The organism is Archangium violaceum (assembly GCF_016859125.1).
GTDB classification, from domain to species: Bacteria; Myxococcota; Myxococcia; order Myxococcales; family Myxococcaceae; genus Archangium; species Archangium violaceum_A.
Genome location: NZ_CP069338.1, coordinates 1,393,570 through 1,414,301 on the forward strand (window position 1 = coordinate 1,393,570; position 20,732 = coordinate 1,414,301).

Genomic DNA, 20,732 nt, shown 5'->3' on the forward strand with positions numbered 1-20,732 from the left:
CGCGCTCGGCCGCGGCGAGGAGGCGCTCGTACTGGAGGCCAGGAGGCAGCGGATCGCCGCGCAGCAGCTGCCGTAGTAAGGCGGCGTTGAACACCGGGTGCAGGAGCCCCTTGCCGTCGCGTCGCCCGGCTGCTAGCCATGAGTCATTCCGTTGGGGTGCCCCTTTCCGGGGGCTGAGAGGCCAGGTGCCAACCCATCAAACCTGATCCGGCCAGGACCGGCGTAGGGGTTCGCTCCTCCGGGCGCACCACGGCCATGACGTAGGACTGGCGCGTGGGGACATCCATTTCCACCAGCCCCTCGCGCAGCAGGAAGAGCGTCGCCGCCACCGGGAAGCTGGGAGCGTAGGCCACCGTCACCAGCAGCAGGCTCGAGGGCAGGTGGGTGAACACCATGGTGTTGACGAGGCCGATCCGCTTCGCCAGCCACGCGGCTCCCAGGTGGGAGAGCGCGTTGGCCACCCGGGCCCCGAAGAAGAGCAGGCCCATCACGCCCACCCCCACGCCAAAGCGCTCGTGGAAGAAGAAGGACAGAAGGGCCGTGGTGAAGAAGCCACCACCCACGCTGTCGAGCGCGAACAGCGCACACACCTTCCAGAGAACCCCTCGGGTCTGAGGTGAGAGGTTCCGCCGTCCCTCGCGGAGGGGCACCTCCACCGCTCCGGAGAGACGGAGGTAGGCCAGGAGCGTGAAGGCCAGGAGAACAGCGTAGAGGCCCAGGCCGACGCGCAGCGAGGCCGTCTCGGCCACCCCACCCCACCGCTGGAGCAGGAAGGGAGCCCCCGCCAGCAAGCCGCCCAGGGCGTGCCCGATGTCCTGGAGCAGGTGGTACACCGCGAATGCGCCCGTCCGCTGCTCCGGCGTGGCCGTCGCCGGGAGTACCGCCTGCTCGACGACCAGGGCGGCGCCCCTGTCCCGTCCCATGCCGTTGAGCATTCCCACGAAGGACGCGGTTGCCACGACCCAGAGCGACGACCCCAGTGCGGCGACGATGCTCCCGGCTACGCCCAACCGCCCAGCACCACCCCCACCATGCCCGTGGAGGCAGCGCGGAGGAATGTCGAGGCGAACAGCAGGTGACGATCCCCGAGCCCCACGCGCCCCTGCCTTTCATGCCACCTGGAGCAAGAGACCCACCACCGCCGCCCCGACGATGACCAGAGGCACGAGGAACTTCGAGTGCCACCGGAAGAGCACCCCGAGGGCCACGGCGAAAACAGCCACCGTGGCGAGACTGGTGAGGCCGGCGCGCAGCAGCCCCAGCGTGGTCGCGGCGATGAGCCCCACCACGCCCGCTGTCACCCCGTCGAGGAAGGACCGGAAGCGGGGGTGATGCAGCACCCGCTCGAAGAAGTCATGACCGAGGAGCGTGAAGGCGAAGGCTGGCGAGAAGATGCCCGCCGTCATCACCAGCGCCCCGAGAGCTCCGCCGCCGAGGTAGCCCACGAAGGTGGAGAAGATGATGAGCGGCGCCGGGATGAGTCCGGAGAGCGCGAGCCCATCGAGGAACTGCGCGTTGGTCATCCACGCCCCCGTCACCACCGCGTCCCGCTGGAGGAAGGGGATGACGGTGTACGCCCCGCCGAAGGTGAGCATGCCGCCGCGCAGGCCCGACCACAGCAGTTCCAGTTGCGAGGGCTGTCCCCGGACAACGCCCTGCCCCACGTCCGCTCCGCCCGCCCCCATGGGCGCGAAACCGTGGAGCACGAGGAACACGGCCACCGCCACTGCGCAGGCCCCAGCGAGTGCCAGGACCGGCAGCCACAGCCCCCGCCTCGCCAGCATGACGATGAGCCCCGCGGCCACGAGCGAGAAGGCGAAGTGCACCCCCGCCCCCTGCGCGAGCGCGGCGAGCCCGGCCACGCCCCACAGCCAGCGGTCCGTGAGTGCATGTTGCCCGATGCGCGCCACCGCCCGGACGATGAGCGCCGCCACCGCCGCCTGTACGGCGCCGAACACGGTCCCCACCCATGCCGATTCCAGCCCGTAGCGGAGGTAGAGCCACGTGAGGCCGAGCATCAGGACGAAGCCCGGCAGCATGAAGCCGAGCCCCGCGAGCAGCCCGCCCACCCGGCCGCGCGAGCGCATCCCGAAGTAGACGCACAACTCGTGCGCCTCGGGACCCGGTAGCACCTGGTACACCGCCAGCACGCGGTTGAAGTGCTCGCGCGTCACCCACTTCTCCTTCTCGACCAGGTCCTGGCGGATCATCGCGATCTGCGCCACCGGCCCGCCCCAGGCGAGCAGCCCGAAGTGCAGGAAGCGTAGGAAGAGCCGCCCCAGCGGTTCTCCCGGCACAGCCACCGCGTCACCGCCCACCGCGCTCTCCGCCCCCCCTGCCACGCTACCCTCTCCGTTCGCCATGATGCCCTCTCATCCCTTCAGCGCTGCATAGGCTTTCTGCGCGCGCTCGAAGCGGCGGTTGACCTCATCCCACTGGAGATTCTGGAAGAAGGCGTCGATGTACTTCGCCGCCGCGGCCCCGTAGTCGATGGCATAGGCGTGCTCGTACATGTCCATCACGAGGAGCGGCATCCCGAATGCGACGGCCTGGGTGTGGTTGCCGGACCAGTAGGTCCGCAGCTCGCCGGTGTGGAGGTTGAAGTCGAGGATGGCCCAGCCACTGCCTCCAGAGAGGCTCGAGCCCGTCGCCCGGAAGTGCTCCTCCCAACGGCCGAAGCTCCCATGCGCCCGCGCGAGGGCCTTCTCGATGGCGCCGCCCGCCTTCCCGTCACCGCCCAGGTTCCCGAAGTAGTGCTCGTGGAGGAGCATCGAGTTGGTGAAGGTGAGTTCCCGCTCCTTCAGGCCGCCCACGAGAAAGCCCGGCGTGTCCTTGCCCACCCGGGCGAGCTCCTCCTCCACCTTGTTGAGGTTCTTCACCGCGCCGCCGTAGTTGTTCTCGTGGTGCGAGCGCAGCAGCCGCTCCGACAGGCCCTTGAGCTTCGCGGGGTCGAAGGGAAGCGGTGCAATGGCATGGCCTCCAGGCTTCGCCGGCTCGGCTGTTGTGGCGAGGCCCGGCTTCTCGTCTTCCTTCATCGGTTTTCCTCCGGCAAGGGCAGTGACTGCGGGCGTCAGGACAGCGAGGGTGGTGAGTGCTTCGCGGCGATTCATGAGGGTCCTCTCGATGGTTGGGTGTAGAGCGCTGCCCGGCCCCGCTTCAGCGCGAGATGGCGGTCTGGTCCAGAGCGCTGCGGACACCCCGCGCCAGCTCCGCCGCGGGCCCCACGCCCCAGTAGTGAAGGAACAGGACGCGAGGCTCCTCGCCCGTCATGTGGTTGTGGATGGCGACGATGTGGATGTTTGCCGCGCGCAGGGCCTTGAGGACGGGCTGGAGCTCGGATTCCAGCACCGCGAAGTCGCCATCCACGACCGCCCGCTCGTTCGAGCCAGCGAACGCAGCCCAGGTGTTCACTCCCATTGCGTTGCCCACATCGTGGCCATGCATGCGCGTCACCCTGCCGAAGGCAGCCTTGTAGACGCCATCCTTGAGATCGCCCTGGGTACCGAGCACCGTGTCGAGCCGGACCTTGTCCAGCGTGGACTTCGCCGGGTCGATGGAGACTCGAGGGACGCTCCCCCTACCGCCGCTCGTCTCCTTGATTCGGGTGAAGACCTTCCCCACCGCCGCGGCGAGCTGGTGCTGTTCCCCCATCCCGCCGATGTGCATGAACATCACCTTGGGCGAGTCCCAGAAGAAGTGGTTGTGCAGCGCGGTGACCTCCAGCCCGTTGGCCAAGGCCACGTCCATGACGGGATTGACCTGCTCCTCGAGCAGCACCAGGTCCCCCATCACCATCGTCTGGTCGCCAGCCCGGCTGAAAGCCGCCCAGGAGGTCAGCCCCAGCCGGGGGCTCATCTTCACGCCAGCCACCGAAACCTGGAGTTCCGTCCGAGGCACGCTCACCTTGAAGACGCCCTCCTTCGCGCTGAGCTCGCCCTTGGCGCCCGTGAGGCGTTCAATCTCTTGCGTATCCAACGCCCCGCCCTGAGCGCTGGCAGCGGTCGGTGGGGCCGCTGGGGCCTCCCCCGCGCTCGCGGAAAGAGCGCCGCCAGCCACCGCCAGCGCCACGACGACTGCCCATCGAATCCGTCCCTTCTTCATGGCCTCCTCCTTCGGGGATTCATGGTTTGCGTCCTTTCGCGCGGCGAGAGGGGCGAGGAGCAGCGCGCGCCGCCGGAAGCACCCGGCCCCCCAGTCGCTCGAAAGCCGCATGGAGATCGTCGAAGAGCTGCGAGGCACGCTCGAGCCGGACCTCGTCAGCGGAATGGGCCAGGGCGATGCCGGCCACAAGCCGTTCAATCCCCGGCGTCTCGGCGAGCCCGAACTTGCCGTCCTTCAGGTCGATATCGTGGATGATCTGCGCGAGCGAACGGAGGGCGGGGGCCTCGAGCCGGAAGCGCTGCACGAGGACCTCGAAGGTGCACAGGTCTCCCTCGTGCGTGTACTCGGCCTCGAACATGTCGAAGCGCAGCTCGCCCTTGCGCGGCCGGTAGTCGCGCCCGTCCACGAACCGGAAGCGCGCCTGCGGGTCGATGAAGCGGCGGATGAGCCAGGCGCTCGCCATGCGATCCACATGGATGCCCCGGCGCGTCACCCAGGTGCCGGCGAGCGGCGGCTTGTCCAACGCCTCGGCCAGCCGTCCCTCCACCGCGCCCTGGGAAAGCTCTTCCAGCCGACGCTCCAGCGAGGTGATGAGCCCCTCGGCGGCCTCTCGGCCAGAGGCGCCGAAGAAGTCGATCTCCGCCACCTCGGTGAGCCGCTTGCGCAGGCGGGCCACGCTGGATTGCAACTCGTCCGTGCCGCCGGGCGGCTGCTTCCTCGCTTCCCGCACGAGCGGCACGAGGGCACGCGCCTCCTCGGCGAGTTGGGCATAGTCAGCGTCGCGCGCCGCCTGGAATAGCGCCTGGACCGCCACATCGGTGAGCCCCTCGACGAAGTGGGCTTCGCACACCGTGGCCTCTCCACCGTTTTCGACCACCTCGCGCGCCACCCACTGGAAATCCTCGCGCGCCTCCTCCGTGGCCGGCAGTGCGTAGACCGAGTGCTTGATGGCCACGGCCCCCAGTCGCTGCAGCCGCCGCCACACCTTCACGCGCAGGTAGGCCGGCTTCGGCGGAAGTTGGTGCAGCAGCAGGAGCCAGCGTGCAGGGGAATTCTCGCTCATTCATCTCGGTGGGGCGGCTTCCGCGCCCCCTGGCCTCCAGATAGGAAACTTCAAGATACACCTGTATCCTTCCATCTAGCACCGTGAAATACCTGCATCAGGGGCCCGGGTTCACCCCAATGAGAGGCACTCCGCCCATCAGGAGACTGCCCCTCCCGAGGAGAAGGTGACCGATTCAGTTGGCGACGGCGGCAATCCTCGGGGCTGCGCATCGGCCCTCTTCGGGAGCATAGGAAGGATTGAAGGCATGTTGAGAGGTGGTGGACTGGAGCGGAGGGGCCGAGGAGGGCCGCTGACAGGGGCCGCCCGAGCAGTGCGCCAGGCGGTGGAGAAGCCGCGCAGCCCGTTGGGGTACACGCCGGCCCTGGCCGCGCTCCCAGGCGGTGCGCGGCAGGGGCCTGGCTCCCTTGGCTGGGGCGGCTTGAGCCTCAACACCACGCGGCTTGAGGGGGCTCGCGCGCCGGGGCCTGCCTCTCTCCTGCCGGGGGCTGGCCCAGGTGCTCCACAATCGCTCTCACCCCTCCCCCTTCCTTCACGTACGCCAACACACTCCGCCTGCCTCCACACCTCACGCAGACGAACACGTCGAAGTCGAACGTCCTCTTGAGCAACTCTGCCCAGTCCACTCGCGGCGTCCTCTCCTTCTTCCGCTCCTTCCTGGCCGCTACCTCAAGCCTCGCGCTCGCCTCCTCCGCACCTGCTTGAGGGAATAAAGATGACCTGAAGCGCGCTGATGTGAATCCTTCCCAGGCAGACACGAGCACGGCGTCAGGATTTGGCTTCATTCCCTGGAGGCTCTTCCTGGCCTGGCCAGGACATGCGGTAGGCTCACCGGATTGAGCCCCATTTCCTCGAAGCAGCGACTCACGAGCGAGAGGGTCTCGGTGGCGACGTACTTCCTACGTCCCCTCCGCCGGGCCCTTGATGCGCACGGGTGCGAGCCGTCGTCGGTCCTCGCCCCGTTCGGGCTCGCCGATCAGCCAGCGGCGCGCATCCCCTTTGAAACCGCGGCGGCCATCTGGGCTTCGGCGGCGGCGCTCGCCGAGCCGGGCATTGGCCTGCACGCGGCGCGCATGCTGGTCCCTGGCGACTATGGCGCTCTGGAGTTCGCGGCGCGCTCGAGCCCCACGCTGCGCGCCGCGATCGAGCGAAATGCGCGCTACCACCGCCTCCTGAACGACCGGAGCGAGGTGCTCGTCCAGGGACGCTGCGTGCGCTATGTGCGCCCGGGCATGGAGGCGTCGATGCCCGCTCCCTATGTGGAGTTCGTCCTCGCCTCCTGGGCGAGAATAGCCCGCGATCTGGCGGAACGCTCCTCGCTGATCGAGCGCGTCTTTCTGCCCCACGGCCCTCCTCCGGACGACACGCTCCATCGCGAAGTCTTCGGGTGCGAGGAGGTCCGGTTCGGGAGGGGCGAAGCGGAGCTGCACTTCGCCGAGGGTGCGCTCGACGCGCCACTCCCTCGCGCCGACGGGGCGCTCGCCTCGGTGCTCGACCGGCACGCCGAAGCCCTTCTCGAGGAGATCGCTCGCGGCGCGCGCTGGACGTCCCGTGTGCTCACCCACATCGAGCGCCGCCTCGCCGATGGGACGCCCCGGCTCGAGGATGTCGCGCAGGACCTCGGGATCTCGCCGCGCATGCTGCGCCGGCGTCTCGAGGAAGAGAACACGACGTTTGCCCGGGTTGTCGACGATATCCGCCGACGGCTCGCGCTGAAGATGACCGCTGACGCCACCCTCTCGCTCGGAGAGATTGCGTTCTTCCTCGGGTTCTCCGAGCCGAGCGCCTTTCACCGCGCATTCCGCAGATGGACGGGCCGCACGCCCCGAAGCGAGGATCCCTCGCCGCCATAGCGGTGGTCACCCGGGTCAGCCGGGGGGTCAGCCGAGTCACTGCCTGAAACGAGGCCTGGCTGCAGAGTGGGAAGCGAAAGGAGCTTCCCATGAACCCTCCCCTCTCGCCTCTCGCCGCGCCGCCGGGCCTGGGCCTTACGGCGCGCCTCGGTCCTCACGTGCGGCTCGCGCTCGCCGGATTGGCGCTCGCGCTCGGAGGAGCGGCGTGGGTCCTTGTCCCGTACCGTCCGATCGCCATGGCCGGTGCGACACCGGCTCCGCCACCGTATGGACGGCCCGTGGCGGTGCCCGGCCTGCGTCTCCACGTCTTCAACACCGGGGCGAACCGGATGTCCTCGCTGCTCGTGGGCGATGTGCGGCCCTGGCGCCCCGCCCCCGCGTTCGTCATCGAGCATCCGCGGCACGGGCTCATCGTCTTCGATACAGGGCTCTCGCCAGCGGTGGCACGCGACGGTGAGCGCGCGTTGCCCCTGCCGGTGCGCTGGCTCTTCGAGAGCCGCGGGCGGCCCGAGCGCACGCTGCCCGCCCAGATGCGCGAGGCCGGTCTCGAGCCGGCGCGTGTCCGCCAGGTGGTGATCTCGCATCTGCATGACGATCACGTGGGAGGACTCGCCGCCTTCGAGAACGCGCCCATCATCGCTGGCCCGGGAAGCGCGTCCCAGGCCAGCGCGTACGGCCTCGAGGGGCGGTGGCATGAGGTCCACTTCGCGGGTGGCACCGCGCCTCCATTCGACGCTGCGGCCGACCTGCTCGGAGACGGGAGCGTGGTGCTGCTCGGGGGCGGCGGACACTCGAGAGAGGATCTCCTGGTGCTGCTCGCGCTTCCGGGAGGCCCGGTGCTCCTCGCGGGCGACGCCGTGGTCCATTTTGACTGGCTCGAATCCGACGACGTGCAGCGGATCGCCGTCGATGCCGAGCGCGCGGCGGCGGTCCGCAATCAGGTCCGTGCGTTCCGGGCAGCGACTCCGGACCTTGTCCTCATCCCTGGGCATGACCTCGACGGGCTGCCCACGAATCGCACGGACCTCGTGCTGCACCACCCGGAGTGGTTCGCGGTGGAGGCCTGGCCGATCCTCACCGCCTGCAGCTCCGAGCCTGACATCACCGGGCACTGGGTGAGCGAGAGCGTCGAGACCCGCTCCGGCGCCAACAACTCGAAGCTCTACCGTTTCGCGCCTGGAGCGAAGACGCCGTGAAATCTCGTGAGGTTTGTCCGAGGCGGAGGCACCAGGGACGCCACATGTCGTAACAGTTCCAGCCCAGTGAAGAGCAGTTGCTTGCAGGAAGGGCACGGAGCGCCTCGACGCTCCGTGCGCACCACGAGGACGGTTTGCGTGGAGCCGCTCCGCACCACCCGCTCCACCCGACAACCAGGAATCGAATACGACTCTTTCATCCCCAGTCGTACTCGCCCCACCTGCCTGCCGCCGTCCTTGCCTGCTTCCTCGCTCGCGAGTCACACAAAGTGCGGGAGAGCCCCTCTCCTTCTTCGGCTCCTTCCTGGCCGCCGCCTCAAGCGCCACGCTCGTCTCCCCCGCTCCTGCTGCTTGGGGGAGCGCTAGCTCTGTATTTGTTGCCTTCTCAGCCACAGCCAACATCTGAAGTGTGACCATCCTGGCAACACCCCCCACCGGTGCTCGAGCGCCGCCATCAGCAGCGTGTAGAGGCAGGCCACGAAGAGGACGCCGTGGGCCACGCCCACCGCGCCATCATGAGAGCGCTATTACCAGCGCATCGGGAGCATCGCCGCTCTTGCGTTACCCCCGCATTGACCGTCGAGCGGCGGTTGTGATCTGGCCCATTCCCGACGTGAGAGGCAGAGCACAGTGCTCGCCCACAGCCTCGGCGCGAAGGACGGCACCATCCGCTTGGTGGCCTCGACCGAGGCGCCGAGCCCCGCGTACAACGTGCGCGGGGGTGATCCCTACTACTTCGCCGGGTACCGCTGCTCGGTGGGCTTCTCGGTCAACGGCGGCTTCGTCTCCGCGGGCCACTGTGGCGAGCCGGGCACCACCACCACGAACCAGCAGGGTGTTTCCCAGGGCGTCATCCAGGCGAGGAGCTTCCCCACCAACGACTACGGGTGGGTGGCCACCAATTTCATGTGGACGCCGCAGCCGTGGGTAGCGGACTACAACAACTCGAACATCGTCGTCGCCGGCTCTCAAGAGGCGAGCGTGGGTGCATCACTCTGCCGCTCCGGGTACACGACCGGCTGGCGCTGCGGCACCCTCAAGGCCAAGAACGTCACCGTCGTCTACGCCGACGGCCCCGTCTACGGCCTCCACCAGACCGACGCCTGCGCCGACCGCGGTGACTCGGGTGGCTCGGTGCTCTCTGGCAACCAAGCCCAGGGAGTCACGTCCGGCATCTCCGGCAGTTGCACATCCTCTAGCAGCCCCAAGACGTACTACCAGCCCATCAACCCCATCCTGAGCACCTACGGCCTCACGCTGCAGACGGGCGGCAGCAGCCGGGCGTTCGTCTCGCGCTTCAACGGCAAGTGCATCGACGTACCCGGCGCGAACTTCTCCGAGGGCGCCCAGGTCCAGATGTGGCAGTGCAATCTCACCAACGCTCAGCAGTGGACCTTCGTGGGCAACACCGTGCGGATTGGTGGCAAGTGCTTGGACGTGTCCGGGGCGGCGACGGCTAACGGCACGCCCATCCAGCTGTGGACCTGCAACGGCACCGCCGCCCAGAACTTCACGCTGAACAGCGCGGGTGAGCTGGTCAGCCAGCTGGTGTCCTCGAACCGGGGTCCCCGATTGCCTCAATCCGTCGCCCCTTGAGCCGACGACGGTCCACTGGGGGGGACATCGGGTCATGTCTTGAAAAGCGGAAGGGGAAGGACCCGGGTGGATCCTGCCCCTTCCGCTGACGGACGCGCTCCCTCGGGGAGGGCGTCGGGGCGGGGGCATCTTGCCTGGCCACCCCTCTCGATTCATGGATTGCTATCCCCGCGAGCCAGGCTGCTGCTTCTGGCGGCAGGTGTTCCCTAGGCTACTCGACCCACCCGCGGGCCGCTGTGAAGCGGCCCACAGGCGTCCTGTGAAGCATTTCACTCCGGACCGCGCCTAATAGGCCTTGAAGACCAGGTCATCGCGGTCATCGGGGGCGAGCCAATCAGTCGAGCACACCGTCCCGCTGCCCCAGGCCCGCAGCACGGTCCGGATGGCGATGTTGCTCGCCCACGGCAGGGTGATCGTCCCGGTCTTCACCTGCGAGCCAGTGGTGCTGATGGAGAAGGACAACCCGGTGTAGGTCCAGCTCGGGATCGGGGACTCGGGATTCGAGGAGATGTAGAACTCCAGCCGGTCCGCCGAGGAAGAGGCCCGGATGGTGGCCTCGATCTGCACCGTCTTCCCATAGGTGATGGGCCCGCCGTCCAGGCTGGAGACCTTCACACGCTCCACCGACAGCCCGGTGTCGTAATAGTTCTCCACGCAGGCGTCGCCGAGCGTATTGGGCGCATTCGGCTCGACGCCGCTCCCCTTGCCGGTAAGGAGCGAGCCAGAGTCGCAGCTCGACCCCGAGATGCTACACCGGGGCGCACGCAGCGTGCTGTCGTACTGCGCCATGACCGGCCCGTTCGAGGGAATGGTGACCGTCACACCCGCGCTCGTGCCCACGTTGCCCGCGGAGTCATACGCCTTGGTGCTCAGCGTGTGCGAGCCCACGGTCGAGGTGGCGGTGTTCCAGCTCAGGCTGTAGGGCGAGGTCGTGTCGGTGCCGAGCAACGTGGTGCCATCATAGAACTCGACCCGGGTGACGATCTGGTTGTCCGAGGCGCTCGCCGTCAGGGTCACCGTCCCGGTCACCGTCGCCCCCGAGGCCGGAGAGGTGAGTGCCGTGGTGGGCGCGGTGTAGTCGTGGCGCACCGTCACGTTGAAGCCCCACCCGGAGGACTGCCCCGCCGTGTCGTAGGCCGTGGCCGACAGGAGGTGCGTGCCATCCAGCACCGTGGCGCTGTTCCAGCTCACGGTGTAGGGCGGCGCCGCCAGGGTGGCGATGACCGTGCTATCGACCTGGAACACGACCCGGGACACGCCCACGTCGTCCGAGGCCGTGGCCGCGAGGGTGATCACGCCACTCACCGTGCTGTTCGCCGCGGGCGAGGTCATCTGGACGGTGGGGTTCTTGTCGTTGGCGACCGTCACCGCCACGCCCGCCGAGACGGTGCTGCGACCCGCCACATCATGGGCCCTGGCGGTCAGCGTATGCGTGCCGTTGTCCACGATGCGGGTATTCCAGGCCAGCGTGTACGGCGGAGTGCTCACCGTACCGATGAGGGTGGTGCCGTCATAGAACTCGACCCGGGCCACGCCCACGTCGTCCGAGGCCGAGGCGGTGAGCGTCACGGACATCCCGCTGACGGTCGCACCGGCCGTCGGGGAGGTCAGCGCCACGGTGGGCGGAGCGGAGTCCACCGGACCGGAGACGGGGAAGACCAGGTCGTCGCGGTCGTTGTACGAGCCCGTGTCACACGTCGAGGCCGCGCCGCTGTAGCGGAACACCCCTCGGACGGCCTGCAGGGAGGAGACCGCGGGCAGCGTGTAGGTAGCCGAGAGCGTCTGCGCTCCGGAGGCGGACGGCGTCAGCGTCGCGAGGAAGGTCCAGGTCGGGCTGTTTGCGTTACCGGTGTAGTAGAGGTCCACCTTGTTATAGGCGGGCGAGTACACCCAGGCGGTGGCGTCGATCCGCACCGTCTTGCCCGTGGCCATGGGCGTCCCATCCACCGTGGACACCCGGAGCCGATCGAGCGACTCGTCCGTGTGGTAGGCCCCCGACGTCCCATCGGCGCATGAGCCACCCAGGGTGTTCGGGTGGTTGGGCTCGGGCCCCAGGGGACCCCGGCCGTTGAGCAGTGCGCCGGAATCACAGACCGCTCCGGCCTCGGTGCACCGAGGGGCACGCAGGGTGGTGTCGAAGACAGCCGCCCCCGGAGTGATGCACACGTTGCTCGCGGAGCACGTCTGATCACCCGGGCAGGTGCCGCACGAGAGGGAGCCGCCGCAGCCGTCGGAGACCGTGCCGCAGGTCTTCCCCTGCGCCGCGCAGGTGGTGGGGACGCAGGAGGACGTGTCGGTGTACAGCTCCGCGGTGGCGAGGGGATTGGAGCCATCGTGCCCGCCAGTGACGAGGACCTGGCCCCCGTCGAGCGGCACCGCCACGAAGCCGCTCCGCGCGACCGTCAGGGGGCTCGCCGGGCTCCACGTCGCCGTGGTCGGGTTGAAGCGCTCCGCGCTCGGGGTCGGACCTCCACCGCTGTCGATGCCCCCCAGCACGACGACCTCTCCCGATGGAGTCACGTACGCCCGATGCTGGGTCCGAGCCAGGGACAGGGAGCCGGCGAGGCTCCAGGTGTTCGTGGAGGGCTCGTAGAACTCGGTGGCCGAGGTCGTGGTTCCGCCACCCAGGCCGCCAGCGATGAGCACCCGACCGTCCGCGAGCCGCGTGGCCGTGTGGTTGCCATGCGCGGCGTACATGTTGCCGGCGGAGCTCCAGGTGCCCGTGGAAGGATCGAACAGCTCCGCGGAGAAGAGCTGCGTCCCCGAGCTGTCCGTACCACCCGCCACCAGGACCTTGCCATCGGACAGCAGCGTCGCGGAGTGGCCGTAGCGCGCGGCCGTCATGGGGGGCACGGTGCTGCCATTGCCGCCCACCGGATCGATGATCCGGGCGCTGGCCAGGGAATAGCCGTTCTCATCCGCGCCGCCGCTCACCAGCACGCGACCGTCGGTGAGCGCGACCGCCGCCGCGAAGTAGCGGGACACGTCCGAGCCCACGGTGGTCCACGTCCCGGTGGCCGGGTCGTAGAGCTCGTTGGACACGGTCGGCAGATCGTTCTTGCCCGCCACCACCAGGACCTTGCCGTCGGACAGCAGTGTCGCGGTGTGGCCATAGCGCCCGTCCGCGAGCTGCCCGGTAGCGCTCCAGGTGCCCGTGGCCGGATTGTAGAGCTCGGCCTCGGCCCGGGGCGGCTGGAGCAGGTTGTTGTTACCGCCAACCACCAGCACGCGGCCATCTCCCAGGCGGGTGCCCGTGGAGGAGACGCGTGCGTCCGCCATCGAGCCCGTGGCCGTGGAGAGCTTGGAGCGCTTCACCTCGACGTCGGACGACGGCTCGACCTCGTGGCAGCCCGTGATGCAGGCCAGACCACTCCACACGACGAAAGACAATATGAATCGGGTTCTTCCAGACATGGTGACCCCCCTCGAAAAGGAAAAGCGTGGGGCACGCTACCTGCCGGGTCTGACAGGAGTTGGACAGGACGAAGAGAGAGGACGGGCCTGACACGACCGGGGGAGCACCTGCGTTGCCCATGGAGACGAGCCACGAGGAGTCTTGCCAGGCACCGGCCCGGAAGGCAGGAGGCCCTGCGGGCACGCGGAAAAGGCACGGGGCCGAGCGTGTTCGCTAGGAGCCTGTCGGCGAATCGGCCAGAGGTACGGGAGCGCATAGCTCGCGCCATATGGCACCACAGACGCATACTTGGGACCTGGCCGGACACTGTCTCCGGTCGCCCGCCTCGCGGCGACCTCGCCGCTATGCGGCCTGCGCGGCCAGGCTGGGAAGCTCCCAGCCCTGCTTCCACAGCTTCTTGAGGTTGTGGACGGCGCACGCCAGCGAGAATTCCCCTCGCACCCTGGTGAGGCCCCTCAGGGAGAAGCGCGGTAGGACTCCGTTCTTCACCTGACCGATGACTGGCTCGGCCGTCACCTTGCGCCGCGCATACGCCTTGCGTCCCCGCTTCGTCCGCAGTTTGCGCTTCATCCGCTCCTTGAAGCTCAGGCCCTTGGGCGGACGCCCTCGCGGAGCCGGCGGCGCCTCCTCCCCATGCTTGTCGCGCCCGGTGGCGATGAAGCACTCCACGCCCTTGTCCTCTACCTTCTCAATGTCCTCCTGGCACAGGTAGCCCGAGTCCGCGCTCAGCTCCCTGGGCACCAGCCCCGTGTTGGCCTCTACCTGCTCCACCATGGGGGCAAGCTGACGAGCGTCGCTGCTGCTCTGCCCAACCTCCTGCGCCACTATCAGTTGCGTGTCCGCGTCCACCGCCACCTATGCGTTGTAGGACTGCTGGAAGGCGCCTCCCTTCCTCGGGCAGCTCATCCCCGCGCCTCTTGCGTCTTGAACACGTCCAAAACGAACGTCCTGCGCAGCAGCCCGGCCCAATCCAGTCGCGGCATGCGCTCCTTCTTCGCTTCCGCCTTCGCCGCTGCCTCGGGCGGTGCGCTCGCCTCTTTTTCTTTCGGCTCTGCCTCCGTCAGGGGGAATGACGCCCGAGAACCCGATGATCTGGGCGCTCGTGATGGGTGTTCTGGTTGCCTTCGTGGCGTACGGTCGCTACGTACTCAAGCCGGTGGTGTCAGTCGCCGCGTGACGGAGTGAAGGACGATGCCTGCGAAGTCGCCCTCGAAGCCCGGGCGTGCGGAAGGCGGTGAAGTGGAACACGCCGTTCTTCGGCGTCGGCGAGGTGGGCTACTTCACCGCGTTTCACTACTTCGACAAGTACGTCAAGGTGACCTTCTTCCGGGGCACGTCGCTCGAGCCGATTCCCCCCGGCGCGTCCAAGCGGTACGGCACGGTGCAGGTCTTCACGGATCGAAAGCCCGCGTTTCTGGAGGATCGTTTCCACCGAACTCAGCTGAGGGGCAACTCCAATGTGGCTACGGCGCCCTTGCCTGGGCCTTCGCTCTCCAGGGTGAGGCGCCCGTCCAGCAACTGCGCGGCCAGAGCGCTGGAGTGCAGGCCGAAGCCATGGCCCTCCTTGCGAGTGGTGAAGCCGTGGGAGAAGAGTTTATGGCGGATCTCTGGGGCAATGCCCGCCCCATCGTCCACCACCTGGATGCGCGCCAGCTTGCCGTCGGCCACCAGCGTCACGCGCAGGTGGCGCTGGCCTTCAGGCATTGCATCCAACGCTTGCTTGGCATTGTTGATGAGGTTGATGAGGATCTGCAGCACCTTGTGCTTGTCCACCTTCACTCGGGGCAGCGGCGATAGCTCGCGCTGGACTTCCACGCCGTGGCGCTGGAGCGCCGGCTGCTGGATGCGCAGGCCATCCTCGATGAGCTGACCCAGGTCGCACTCCTCGGTCATCAGGGAAGTTCTGGCATAGGTCTGCTGGACCTGGACGATGGCGCGGATGTGCTCGACATGTCGGCTCATGGCATCCAGGTCCTCCAGCAGCTGTGTCTGCTCGCGCATCAGCTCGTCAGAGAGAGCGGCGAGGTAGTCGGGCAGGTGGCCACCGCGAGAGCCTGGGGCCAGGAAGTCGGCCAGGCTGGAGCGGTGTTCCAGCAGCAGGGAGGTGGCCTGCTTGAGCCTGCCGACGCGGGAAGCGCCCACGGCGCGGTACATGGTCTCCATGTTGATGACGGCGCTGGTGAGCACGTTGCCGGCGTTGTGAAGGACGTTGGAGGCGATCTCCGCCATGCCCACCTGGCGAGCGGTGTCCACCAGCCGGGCCTGGGCCTGCTTCAACTCGCGCGTGCGCTCCTCCACGCGCTGCTCCAGCTCGTCATTGGCCCTGCGCAGCTGCGCCTTGGCTTGTTGGACGTCGGCGTAGAGGCGAGCGTTCTCGATGGAGATGGCGGCCTGGGAGGCGATGTGACCCAGCAGGGCCATGCGAGAGGGGCTGAAGGCGTTGGTGGCCAGGTTGTTCTCCAGATAGAGGACTCCGGAGAACTGCTCCTGGCGCATGAGGGGAAGGCACAGGACGGAGCGCGCCTTGCTGCCAGCCAGGTAGGGGTCGGAAGAGAAGGGGTGGGGCTTGGAGGCATCGCCGATGAGCACCGGCTCCCGGGTGCGCCGCACGTACGACAGGATCGTCCACGGCAGTGCGTGCTTGGAGTCCTCGCTGGGGGAGACAGAGAGGCTGTCCGGAGAAGCATCGGAGGTGGCCGCCACCGTGAGCGTGTCGCCCGTGGGCAGCAGCAGGGCGCCTCGCTGCGCCCCGGCGTTCTCGATGGCGGCGCGCATCAGCGTGGCCACCAGGCGCTCCAGGACGATCTCACCGGAGATGGCCTGTTGGGCTTTGACGACCGTGAGCGCGTCGATCCGGGTCGAGTTCGTGCTGCTGGTATCCGTACCTTCGGTGACCGACGACGCTTGGAGCTGAGGCCACTGCGCATCCAGGTGCTCGACCTTGCCCAGGGCGCCCCAGTGCAGGTACGCGGCGCGCGCCTCCCGCGCGAAGGCATGGGCGACGATGGGGGCCTGCCGCGTGCGCCAGAAGCTCGCCGCCAGCTCGCTGGCCAAACCCACGAGCTGTGTGGCCCCGCTCTCTCTCGCTGAACGGATGGCCTCCTCGTACGCGCGGGTTGCCTCGTCCGGCTTGCTTTCGAGGCGGGCCCGCTCGCCAGCTACCATCCGCTCGGCCGCGCGGAAGTTCTCGGAGCACTGCTCCGCCCACTCCGCCAGTTGCTGCCGGTGGCGCTCAATGTCCTCAAGGAACTTCGGCTGCTCCTCGGGCGTGGCTCCCTCGAAGCAGGCTGCCAGGGCCAGCGCGCGGTAGAGGTGGTACTCCCTGCCGGTGATGCTGCCCACGACGCCCCAGAGGAGCTCGGCCGCCTTGTTCGCTGCTTCGAGCGCCTCCCGGTAGGCGCCGCACATGAAGCGAGACTGGAGCTTGATGAGCCAGTACTCGCACCGCGTGGTGCCCATGCGCTGGGGGGTCAGCGTGGCCTCGAAGGCCTGCTCGTCGAAGCCGTTCCCGCTCAGCGTGTCGAACGAGAGCGAGCCCCCGCGCAGTTGCTGAACGTAGGCCTGGAAACAGGCGATGATGTCCTGCGGATCCTTGAGACCGGCCTTCCGCACGAACTCGCCGCGGCTGAGCACATCCTTGGAGATGTCCTCCAGGTTCTGCCCCATGGCCAGGCGGACTTCCAGGAACGAGATGGAGCCGTAGCTGGCTTTGACGAAGTCGCCCGACTGGAGCCCGTGTTGGAAGCAGCTCAGGAGGAGTTCCTGGGAGACGGAGAGGGGCTGGGTCCAGTTGGTGATGAGATGCAGGCTCAAGAACGCGGTCGTCCGGAGGGCGGTCAAGTCGTACCGCTCGACGAAGCCTCGGGCGAGCAGGCCCAGGGTCAGTCCTTCCTGGTACTGCTTGAAGCCAGAGCCCGCTATTCCTCCGAGCCAGCCGAAGCCAGGCACCGCATCGGCTGTAAAGCCATGACGGAGGGTGAGCGAGACCATCCGGCTCAGGACGATGATGAGCAGGTTGGCGTTCGCGACATAGGCCGCTTCCCAGAGTGTGGAGAGGGCACGCATCACCCGCTTCATGTCCGGGTCGGTCATGAGCGGCAGCTCGAGGAGACTCTCGACGGAGCGGCCTCCAAGCAGCGTATGGACTTCCTCGTAGGCGGCGGCCGCCTCTTCGCCCGTGGGGTGTGAAGACAGGGAGATGCCCAGCTTCGCCAGGCACTCCCGCATGCAGGTGATGGAGCCCTGCGGGTCGCCCTCGGCCAGAAGGGAAGCGCTCTTCAGAGAGGAGGCAGCCGTGGCGTCCTCGTGGTCGCGGGCCCGAGAGAGGAGCTCCTCCGCCAGGCGGCGCGCCTCGGCGGTATTGCCGACCTGGAGCTCGCACCGGGCACGCGCCAGCCGCACCTGGAAGGCCAGCGCGTAGTCCGTTTCCCAGGGGTCCCCGGGAATGAGGGCGAAGGCCGTGGTGAAGTAGGTGATGGCGGGGCGAGGTGCCACCGCGGCCTCAGCCTTCTTTCCGGCCTGGGCGTTGAGCCGTGCCACCTGGTGACGTCCCGAGGGCTCGTGGAGCAGCTCCACCCCGGCGTTGAGCTGGCTCACCACGTCGAAGATCTTGTCGTTCACCTCCTCCTGGGACAGGCGCCGCAGCAACAGCCGGCCGATACGCAGATGAATGGCCTTGCGCTCTTCTTCGGAGCTGAGCGTGTGGGCCGCCTGTTGGATGCGGTCGTGAAGGAAGCGGTATTGCTCCGGCCCCACACGCGTCAGAATGCCTTCCTGGAGCGCGGGCTCCAGCCGCTGCTCCACGTCCCCCAACTCCTCCAGGTCGGCGAGGGTGCCCAGCATCTGGACGGAGAAGGTGTTGCCGACACAGGCGGCCAGCTGGAGCAGGTGCTGAGTGCCGGCGGGGAACTGGCGCAGCTTGTCGAGCATGAAGTCGACGACGTTGTCGGAGTAGTCCTTGGAGCGGACGCCTTCGGCATTCCAGCGCCAGCCGCCGCCGGGCTCGCGAACCAGCAGGCCGTCCTGGTTGAGCGTCACCATGAGCTGCAGGAGGAAGAAGGGGTTGCCGCCGGTCTTCTCGTGCACCAGCGCCGAGAGGGCGGCCGCCATGTTCTCTTCCACCCCTGGGAGGGTATCCCGCACCAGCTGCGTCACCTGATCAGCGTTCAGGGGTTCCAGCCGGATGTCCGTCACGCGTGCGTCGGCCTTGCGCACCTCCTCCAGCACTGGGACCAGGGGGTGGGAAGGGCTCACCTCGTTGTCGCGGTAGGCGCCAATCCACTGCACCGGGGGTGTTTCCGATTCGGACAGCAGAAGCTGGATGAGCTTGAGGCTGGCCAGGTCCGCCCACTGCAGGTCGTCCAGGAACATCACCAGCGGGTGCTCAGGGGTGGCGAACACCTGCAGGAACTGGCGGATGACCCGATACAACCGGTGTCGGGCCTCGGTGGGAGGCAGCTCCTGGAGCGGGGGCTGCTTGCCCACCACCACCTCCAGCTGGGGGACCAGATCCACCAGCGCCTGGCCGTGACTCCCCCATGTCTGATTCACCTGATGGCGCCACCGGGCAATGTCCTCATCGGTGCCGGCCAGCAGCTGCTGAACCAGGCCGCGGATGGCCTGAGCGAGGGTGGAGTAGGGGATGTCGCGCTGGAACTGATCGAACTTGCCGCTGAGGAAGAAGCCGCGCCGCTGAACCACGGGCTTGTGCAGCTCGTGCACCACGGCGGACTTGCCGATGCCCGAGTAGCCGCTCACCAGGAACAGCTCGGGCTTCCCATGCAAGAGGACACGCTCGAAGCCTTCGAGCAAGGTGGAGACCTGAGCCTCGCGGCCGTAGAGGCGCTGGGGCAGCTGGAAGCGGCTGGGGGTGTCGTTGGCGCCGGGCGAGAAATCCACCAGCGCGTTCCGGCTCAGCCCGTCGCGGCAGCGCTCCAGGTCGGCCTTGAGGCCCTCTGCGCTCTGGTAACGCTCCTCGGCCACCTTGGCCAGCAGCTTGAGCACGACGGCGGACAGGGCCGGAGGCACCTCGGGGTTGAGCTCGCTCAGAGGCTTGGGGCTCTGGGCCATGTGAGCGTGGAACCACTCGAGCGCATCACGGCCGTGGAAAGGACGCTGGCCGGAGAGCAGCTCGTAGAGGGTGACGCCCAGGGAGTAGAAGTCGGTGCGGTAGTCCACCGCGCGGTTCATGCGCCCGGTTTGCTCCGGGGACATGTAGGCCAGAGTGCCTTCAATGAGGTGAGAGGCAGCCGCATCCAGGTGCTCGACCTTCTGGAGGGTGGCCACGCCGAAGTCGATGAGGCGCGCCTCGCCGGAAGGCTCGACGATGATGTTGGAGGGCTTGATGTCCTTGTGGATGACGTTGCGCGCGTGGATCTGGGCCAGGGTGGAGGCCAGGGAGATGGCGATGTGGAGGCAGCGAGGAATGTCCAGGGCCTTGCCCAGGGACTCGGAGAGCGTCTCACCTTGGATTTTCTCGAGCAGGAGGATGGGGCGCTCGCGGATGCGCTCGCAGGCGTAGGGCCGTGCGACGCCGCGCACATCCTTGAGGCGCTGGAGGATGCCGAACTCGCGGCGGTAGCGCTCGCGCTCGCTGGGCCCCGGAGTGGGAGCCATGGGGGTTTTGATGATGACGGGCATGCCGTCGGCCTCACGCATGGCCTGGAAGAGCACGTTCGAGCCGGTGGCTCGAATGGTGCCCAGCACTCGGTAACCCGGAATGTCCAACATGGTTGAGGCCCCTTATGTGGCTGCGAGCTCTCGCTGCCTCAGGCTGACAGAGCCTGCAATGTTAATGAACGAACAATACCTGGGACTGGGAGCGTTTCGAGGCTGCACCGATGGAGGACTGCCGAGTGAGCAGGTTCTCGCGCTGGCGCAAGGTGGCTCCCCGAGGAAGCCGTGTGTCGAAGCGGCTCCAGGTATGGGCTCCAGTCCGCACAAATCACGCGCCGGGTACGGGGTTAACAGGACAGGGAATCTCGATCGTCCATGGCCCTCTCCACTCCCTGCCCGCTCAAGCGCCCCTCGGAGCCATGGCCGAGGTAATGGATGACCAGTGGCGGGCGACAGTGCCGACGAAGGCTCGCGCGACCGCCTGCATTCGCGCGCCGTAGCCGAGTGCGCATTCTTCTTCCAGCGCCTAGCCGCCGAGGGCGACGGCTTCAGCTACCCGTGGAGACGATCTCCGAGAAGCGCGGGATTTCGATTGCGGCCAGCGCGACCGTTATCTCCCTTCGCGCCGCAGCGTGGTCCAATCATTTCGAGCACTTCGCGCGGCGCGATGGCGGCTGGAGCGCCCCGAGTCCAAGCCTCTGGGCGCCCATCCGCGCGAATTTCCTGATCCAGGCACCTGCGACTAGATCGCGCGCTTTCCTACGGTCGCGAAGATCGAAAGCCCGCGTTTGTGCAGGATCGTTTCCACCCCTACACGTGCCAGCCAGAGTCTTTGGTGCCGTGATCGGGATGGGCAACCGTAGGGCATTGGCTGGCGTATAAGAAGGATGGGA

The 20,732-nt window shown here is 67.9% G+C and carries 13 protein-coding genes; 3 read left to right on the top strand and 10 right to left on the bottom strand.

The features are described from left to right. Positions 1-143: 143 nt before the first annotated feature. The 6 genes from JQX13_RS56130 to JQX13_RS05935 all read right to left on the bottom strand — a co-directional run bounded on the left by JQX13_RS56130 (position 144) and on the right by JQX13_RS05935 (position 5,949). Positions 144-959, bottom strand: coding sequence for an MFS transporter (locus tag JQX13_RS56130; protein WP_430384153.1), 816 nt, complete (start codon positions 957-959; stop codon positions 144-146). Between the two features lie 150 nt (positions 960-1,109). Next, complete coding sequence (gene chrA, locus JQX13_RS05915; RefSeq protein ID WP_203408093.1) at positions 1,110-2,363, bottom strand: chromate efflux transporter; 1,254 nt, start codon at positions 2,361-2,363, stop codon at positions 1,110-1,112. Positions 2,364-2,372: 9 nt separating this feature from the next. Next, a complete protein-coding gene (locus JQX13_RS05920; RefSeq protein ID WP_203408094.1) occupies positions 2,373-3,035 on the bottom strand; it encodes a superoxide dismutase in 663 nt (220 codons plus the stop codon). A 121-nt stretch (positions 3,036-3,156) separates the two neighbouring features. After that, positions 3,157-4,101, bottom strand: a complete 945-nt coding sequence (locus tag JQX13_RS05925) for a DUF1259 domain-containing protein (protein ID WP_203408095.1) — start codon at positions 4,099-4,101, stop codon at positions 3,157-3,159. Between the two features lie 19 nt (positions 4,102-4,120). After that, positions 4,121-5,164: a chromate resistance protein ChrB domain-containing protein gene (locus JQX13_RS05930; protein WP_203408096.1), complete on the bottom strand. Its 1,044-nt coding sequence runs from the start codon at positions 5,162-5,164 to the stop codon at positions 4,121-4,123. A 428-nt stretch (positions 5,165-5,592) separates the two neighbouring features. Next, positions 5,593-5,949, bottom strand: coding sequence for a hypothetical protein (locus tag JQX13_RS05935; RefSeq protein ID WP_203408097.1), 357 nt, complete (start codon positions 5,947-5,949; stop codon positions 5,593-5,595). Between the two features lie 51 nt (positions 5,950-6,000). On the opposite strand from JQX13_RS05935, the gene JQX13_RS05940 reads away from it, so the two are divergent. Beyond that, the gene (locus tag JQX13_RS05940) at positions 6,001-7,017 is read left to right on the top strand and encodes an AraC family transcriptional regulator (protein WP_203408098.1); all 1,017 of its coding nucleotides are present in this window, start codon (positions 6,001-6,003) and stop codon (positions 7,015-7,017) included. Between the two features lie 89 nt (positions 7,018-7,106). Next, complete coding sequence (locus JQX13_RS05945) at positions 7,107-8,213, top strand: MBL fold metallo-hydrolase (RefSeq protein ID WP_203408099.1); 1,107 nt, start codon at positions 7,107-7,109, stop codon at positions 8,211-8,213. Here the strand turns inward: JQX13_RS05945 and JQX13_RS56135 are convergent. Next, on the bottom strand, positions 8,180-8,413 hold the full coding sequence (locus JQX13_RS56135) for a transposase (RefSeq protein WP_203408100.1): 234 nt from the start codon (positions 8,411-8,413) through the stop codon (positions 8,180-8,182). The genes JQX13_RS05945 and JQX13_RS56135 overlap by 34 nt on opposite strands. 430 nt (positions 8,414-8,843) lie before the next feature. Here JQX13_RS56135 and JQX13_RS05955 point away from each other — a divergent pair, with 430 nt between their 5' ends. Next, positions 8,844-9,809, top strand: a complete 966-nt coding sequence (locus JQX13_RS05955; RefSeq protein WP_343211069.1) for a ricin-type beta-trefoil lectin domain protein — start codon at positions 8,844-8,846, stop codon at positions 9,807-9,809. 285 nt (positions 9,810-10,094) lie between these two features. On the opposite strand, the gene JQX13_RS05960 is transcribed toward JQX13_RS05955, so the two are convergent. The 3 genes from JQX13_RS05960 to JQX13_RS05970 form a co-directional block, all read right to left on the bottom strand. Then, entirely contained in the window at positions 10,095-13,199 is a 3,105-nt protein-coding gene (locus tag JQX13_RS05960) for an Ig-like domain-containing protein (protein WP_203408101.1), read from the bottom strand. A gap of 367 nt (positions 13,200-13,566) precedes the next feature. Then, a complete protein-coding gene (locus JQX13_RS05965) occupies positions 13,567-14,079 on the bottom strand; it encodes a transposase (RefSeq protein ID WP_203408102.1) in 513 nt (170 codons plus the stop codon). Positions 14,080-14,661: 582 nt separating this feature from the next. After that, complete coding sequence (locus JQX13_RS05970; RefSeq protein ID WP_203408103.1) at positions 14,662-19,953, bottom strand: trifunctional serine/threonine-protein kinase/ATP-binding protein/sensor histidine kinase; 5,292 nt, start codon at positions 19,951-19,953, stop codon at positions 14,662-14,664. Positions 19,954-20,732: the final 779 nt, after the last annotated feature.

What these genes read in the sequence shown, in the direction of transcription:
- chrA (WP_203408093.1), bottom strand. Translation starts at nt 2,363, where the DNA reads ATGGCGAACGGAGAGGGTAGCGTGGCAGGGGGGGCGGAGAGCGCGGTG.
- JQX13_RS05920 (WP_203408094.1), bottom strand. Translation starts at nt 3,035, where the DNA reads ATGAAGGAAGACGAGAAGCCGGGCCTCGCCACAACAGCCGAGCCGGCG.
- JQX13_RS05925 (WP_203408095.1), bottom strand. Translation starts at nt 4,101, where the DNA reads ATGAAGAAGGGACGGATTCGATGGGCAGTCGTCGTGGCGCTGGCGGTG.
- JQX13_RS05930 (WP_203408096.1), bottom strand. Translation starts at nt 5,164, where the DNA reads ATGAGCGAGAATTCCCCTGCACGCTGGCTCCTGCTGCTGCACCAACTT.
- JQX13_RS05935 (WP_203408097.1), bottom strand. Translation starts at nt 5,949, where the DNA reads ATGAAGCCAAATCCTGACGCCGTGCTCGTGTCTGCCTGGGAAGGATTC.
- JQX13_RS05945 (WP_203408099.1), top strand. Translation starts at nt 7,107, where the DNA reads ATGAACCCTCCCCTCTCGCCTCTCGCCGCGCCGCCGGGCCTGGGCCTT.
- JQX13_RS56135 (WP_203408100.1), bottom strand. Translation starts at nt 8,413, where the DNA reads ATGAAAGAGTCGTATTCGATTCCTGGTTGTCGGGTGGAGCGGGTGGTG.
- JQX13_RS05970 (WP_203408103.1), bottom strand. Translation starts at nt 19,953, where the DNA reads ATGTTGGACATTCCGGGTTACCGAGTGCTGGGCACCATTCGAGCCACC.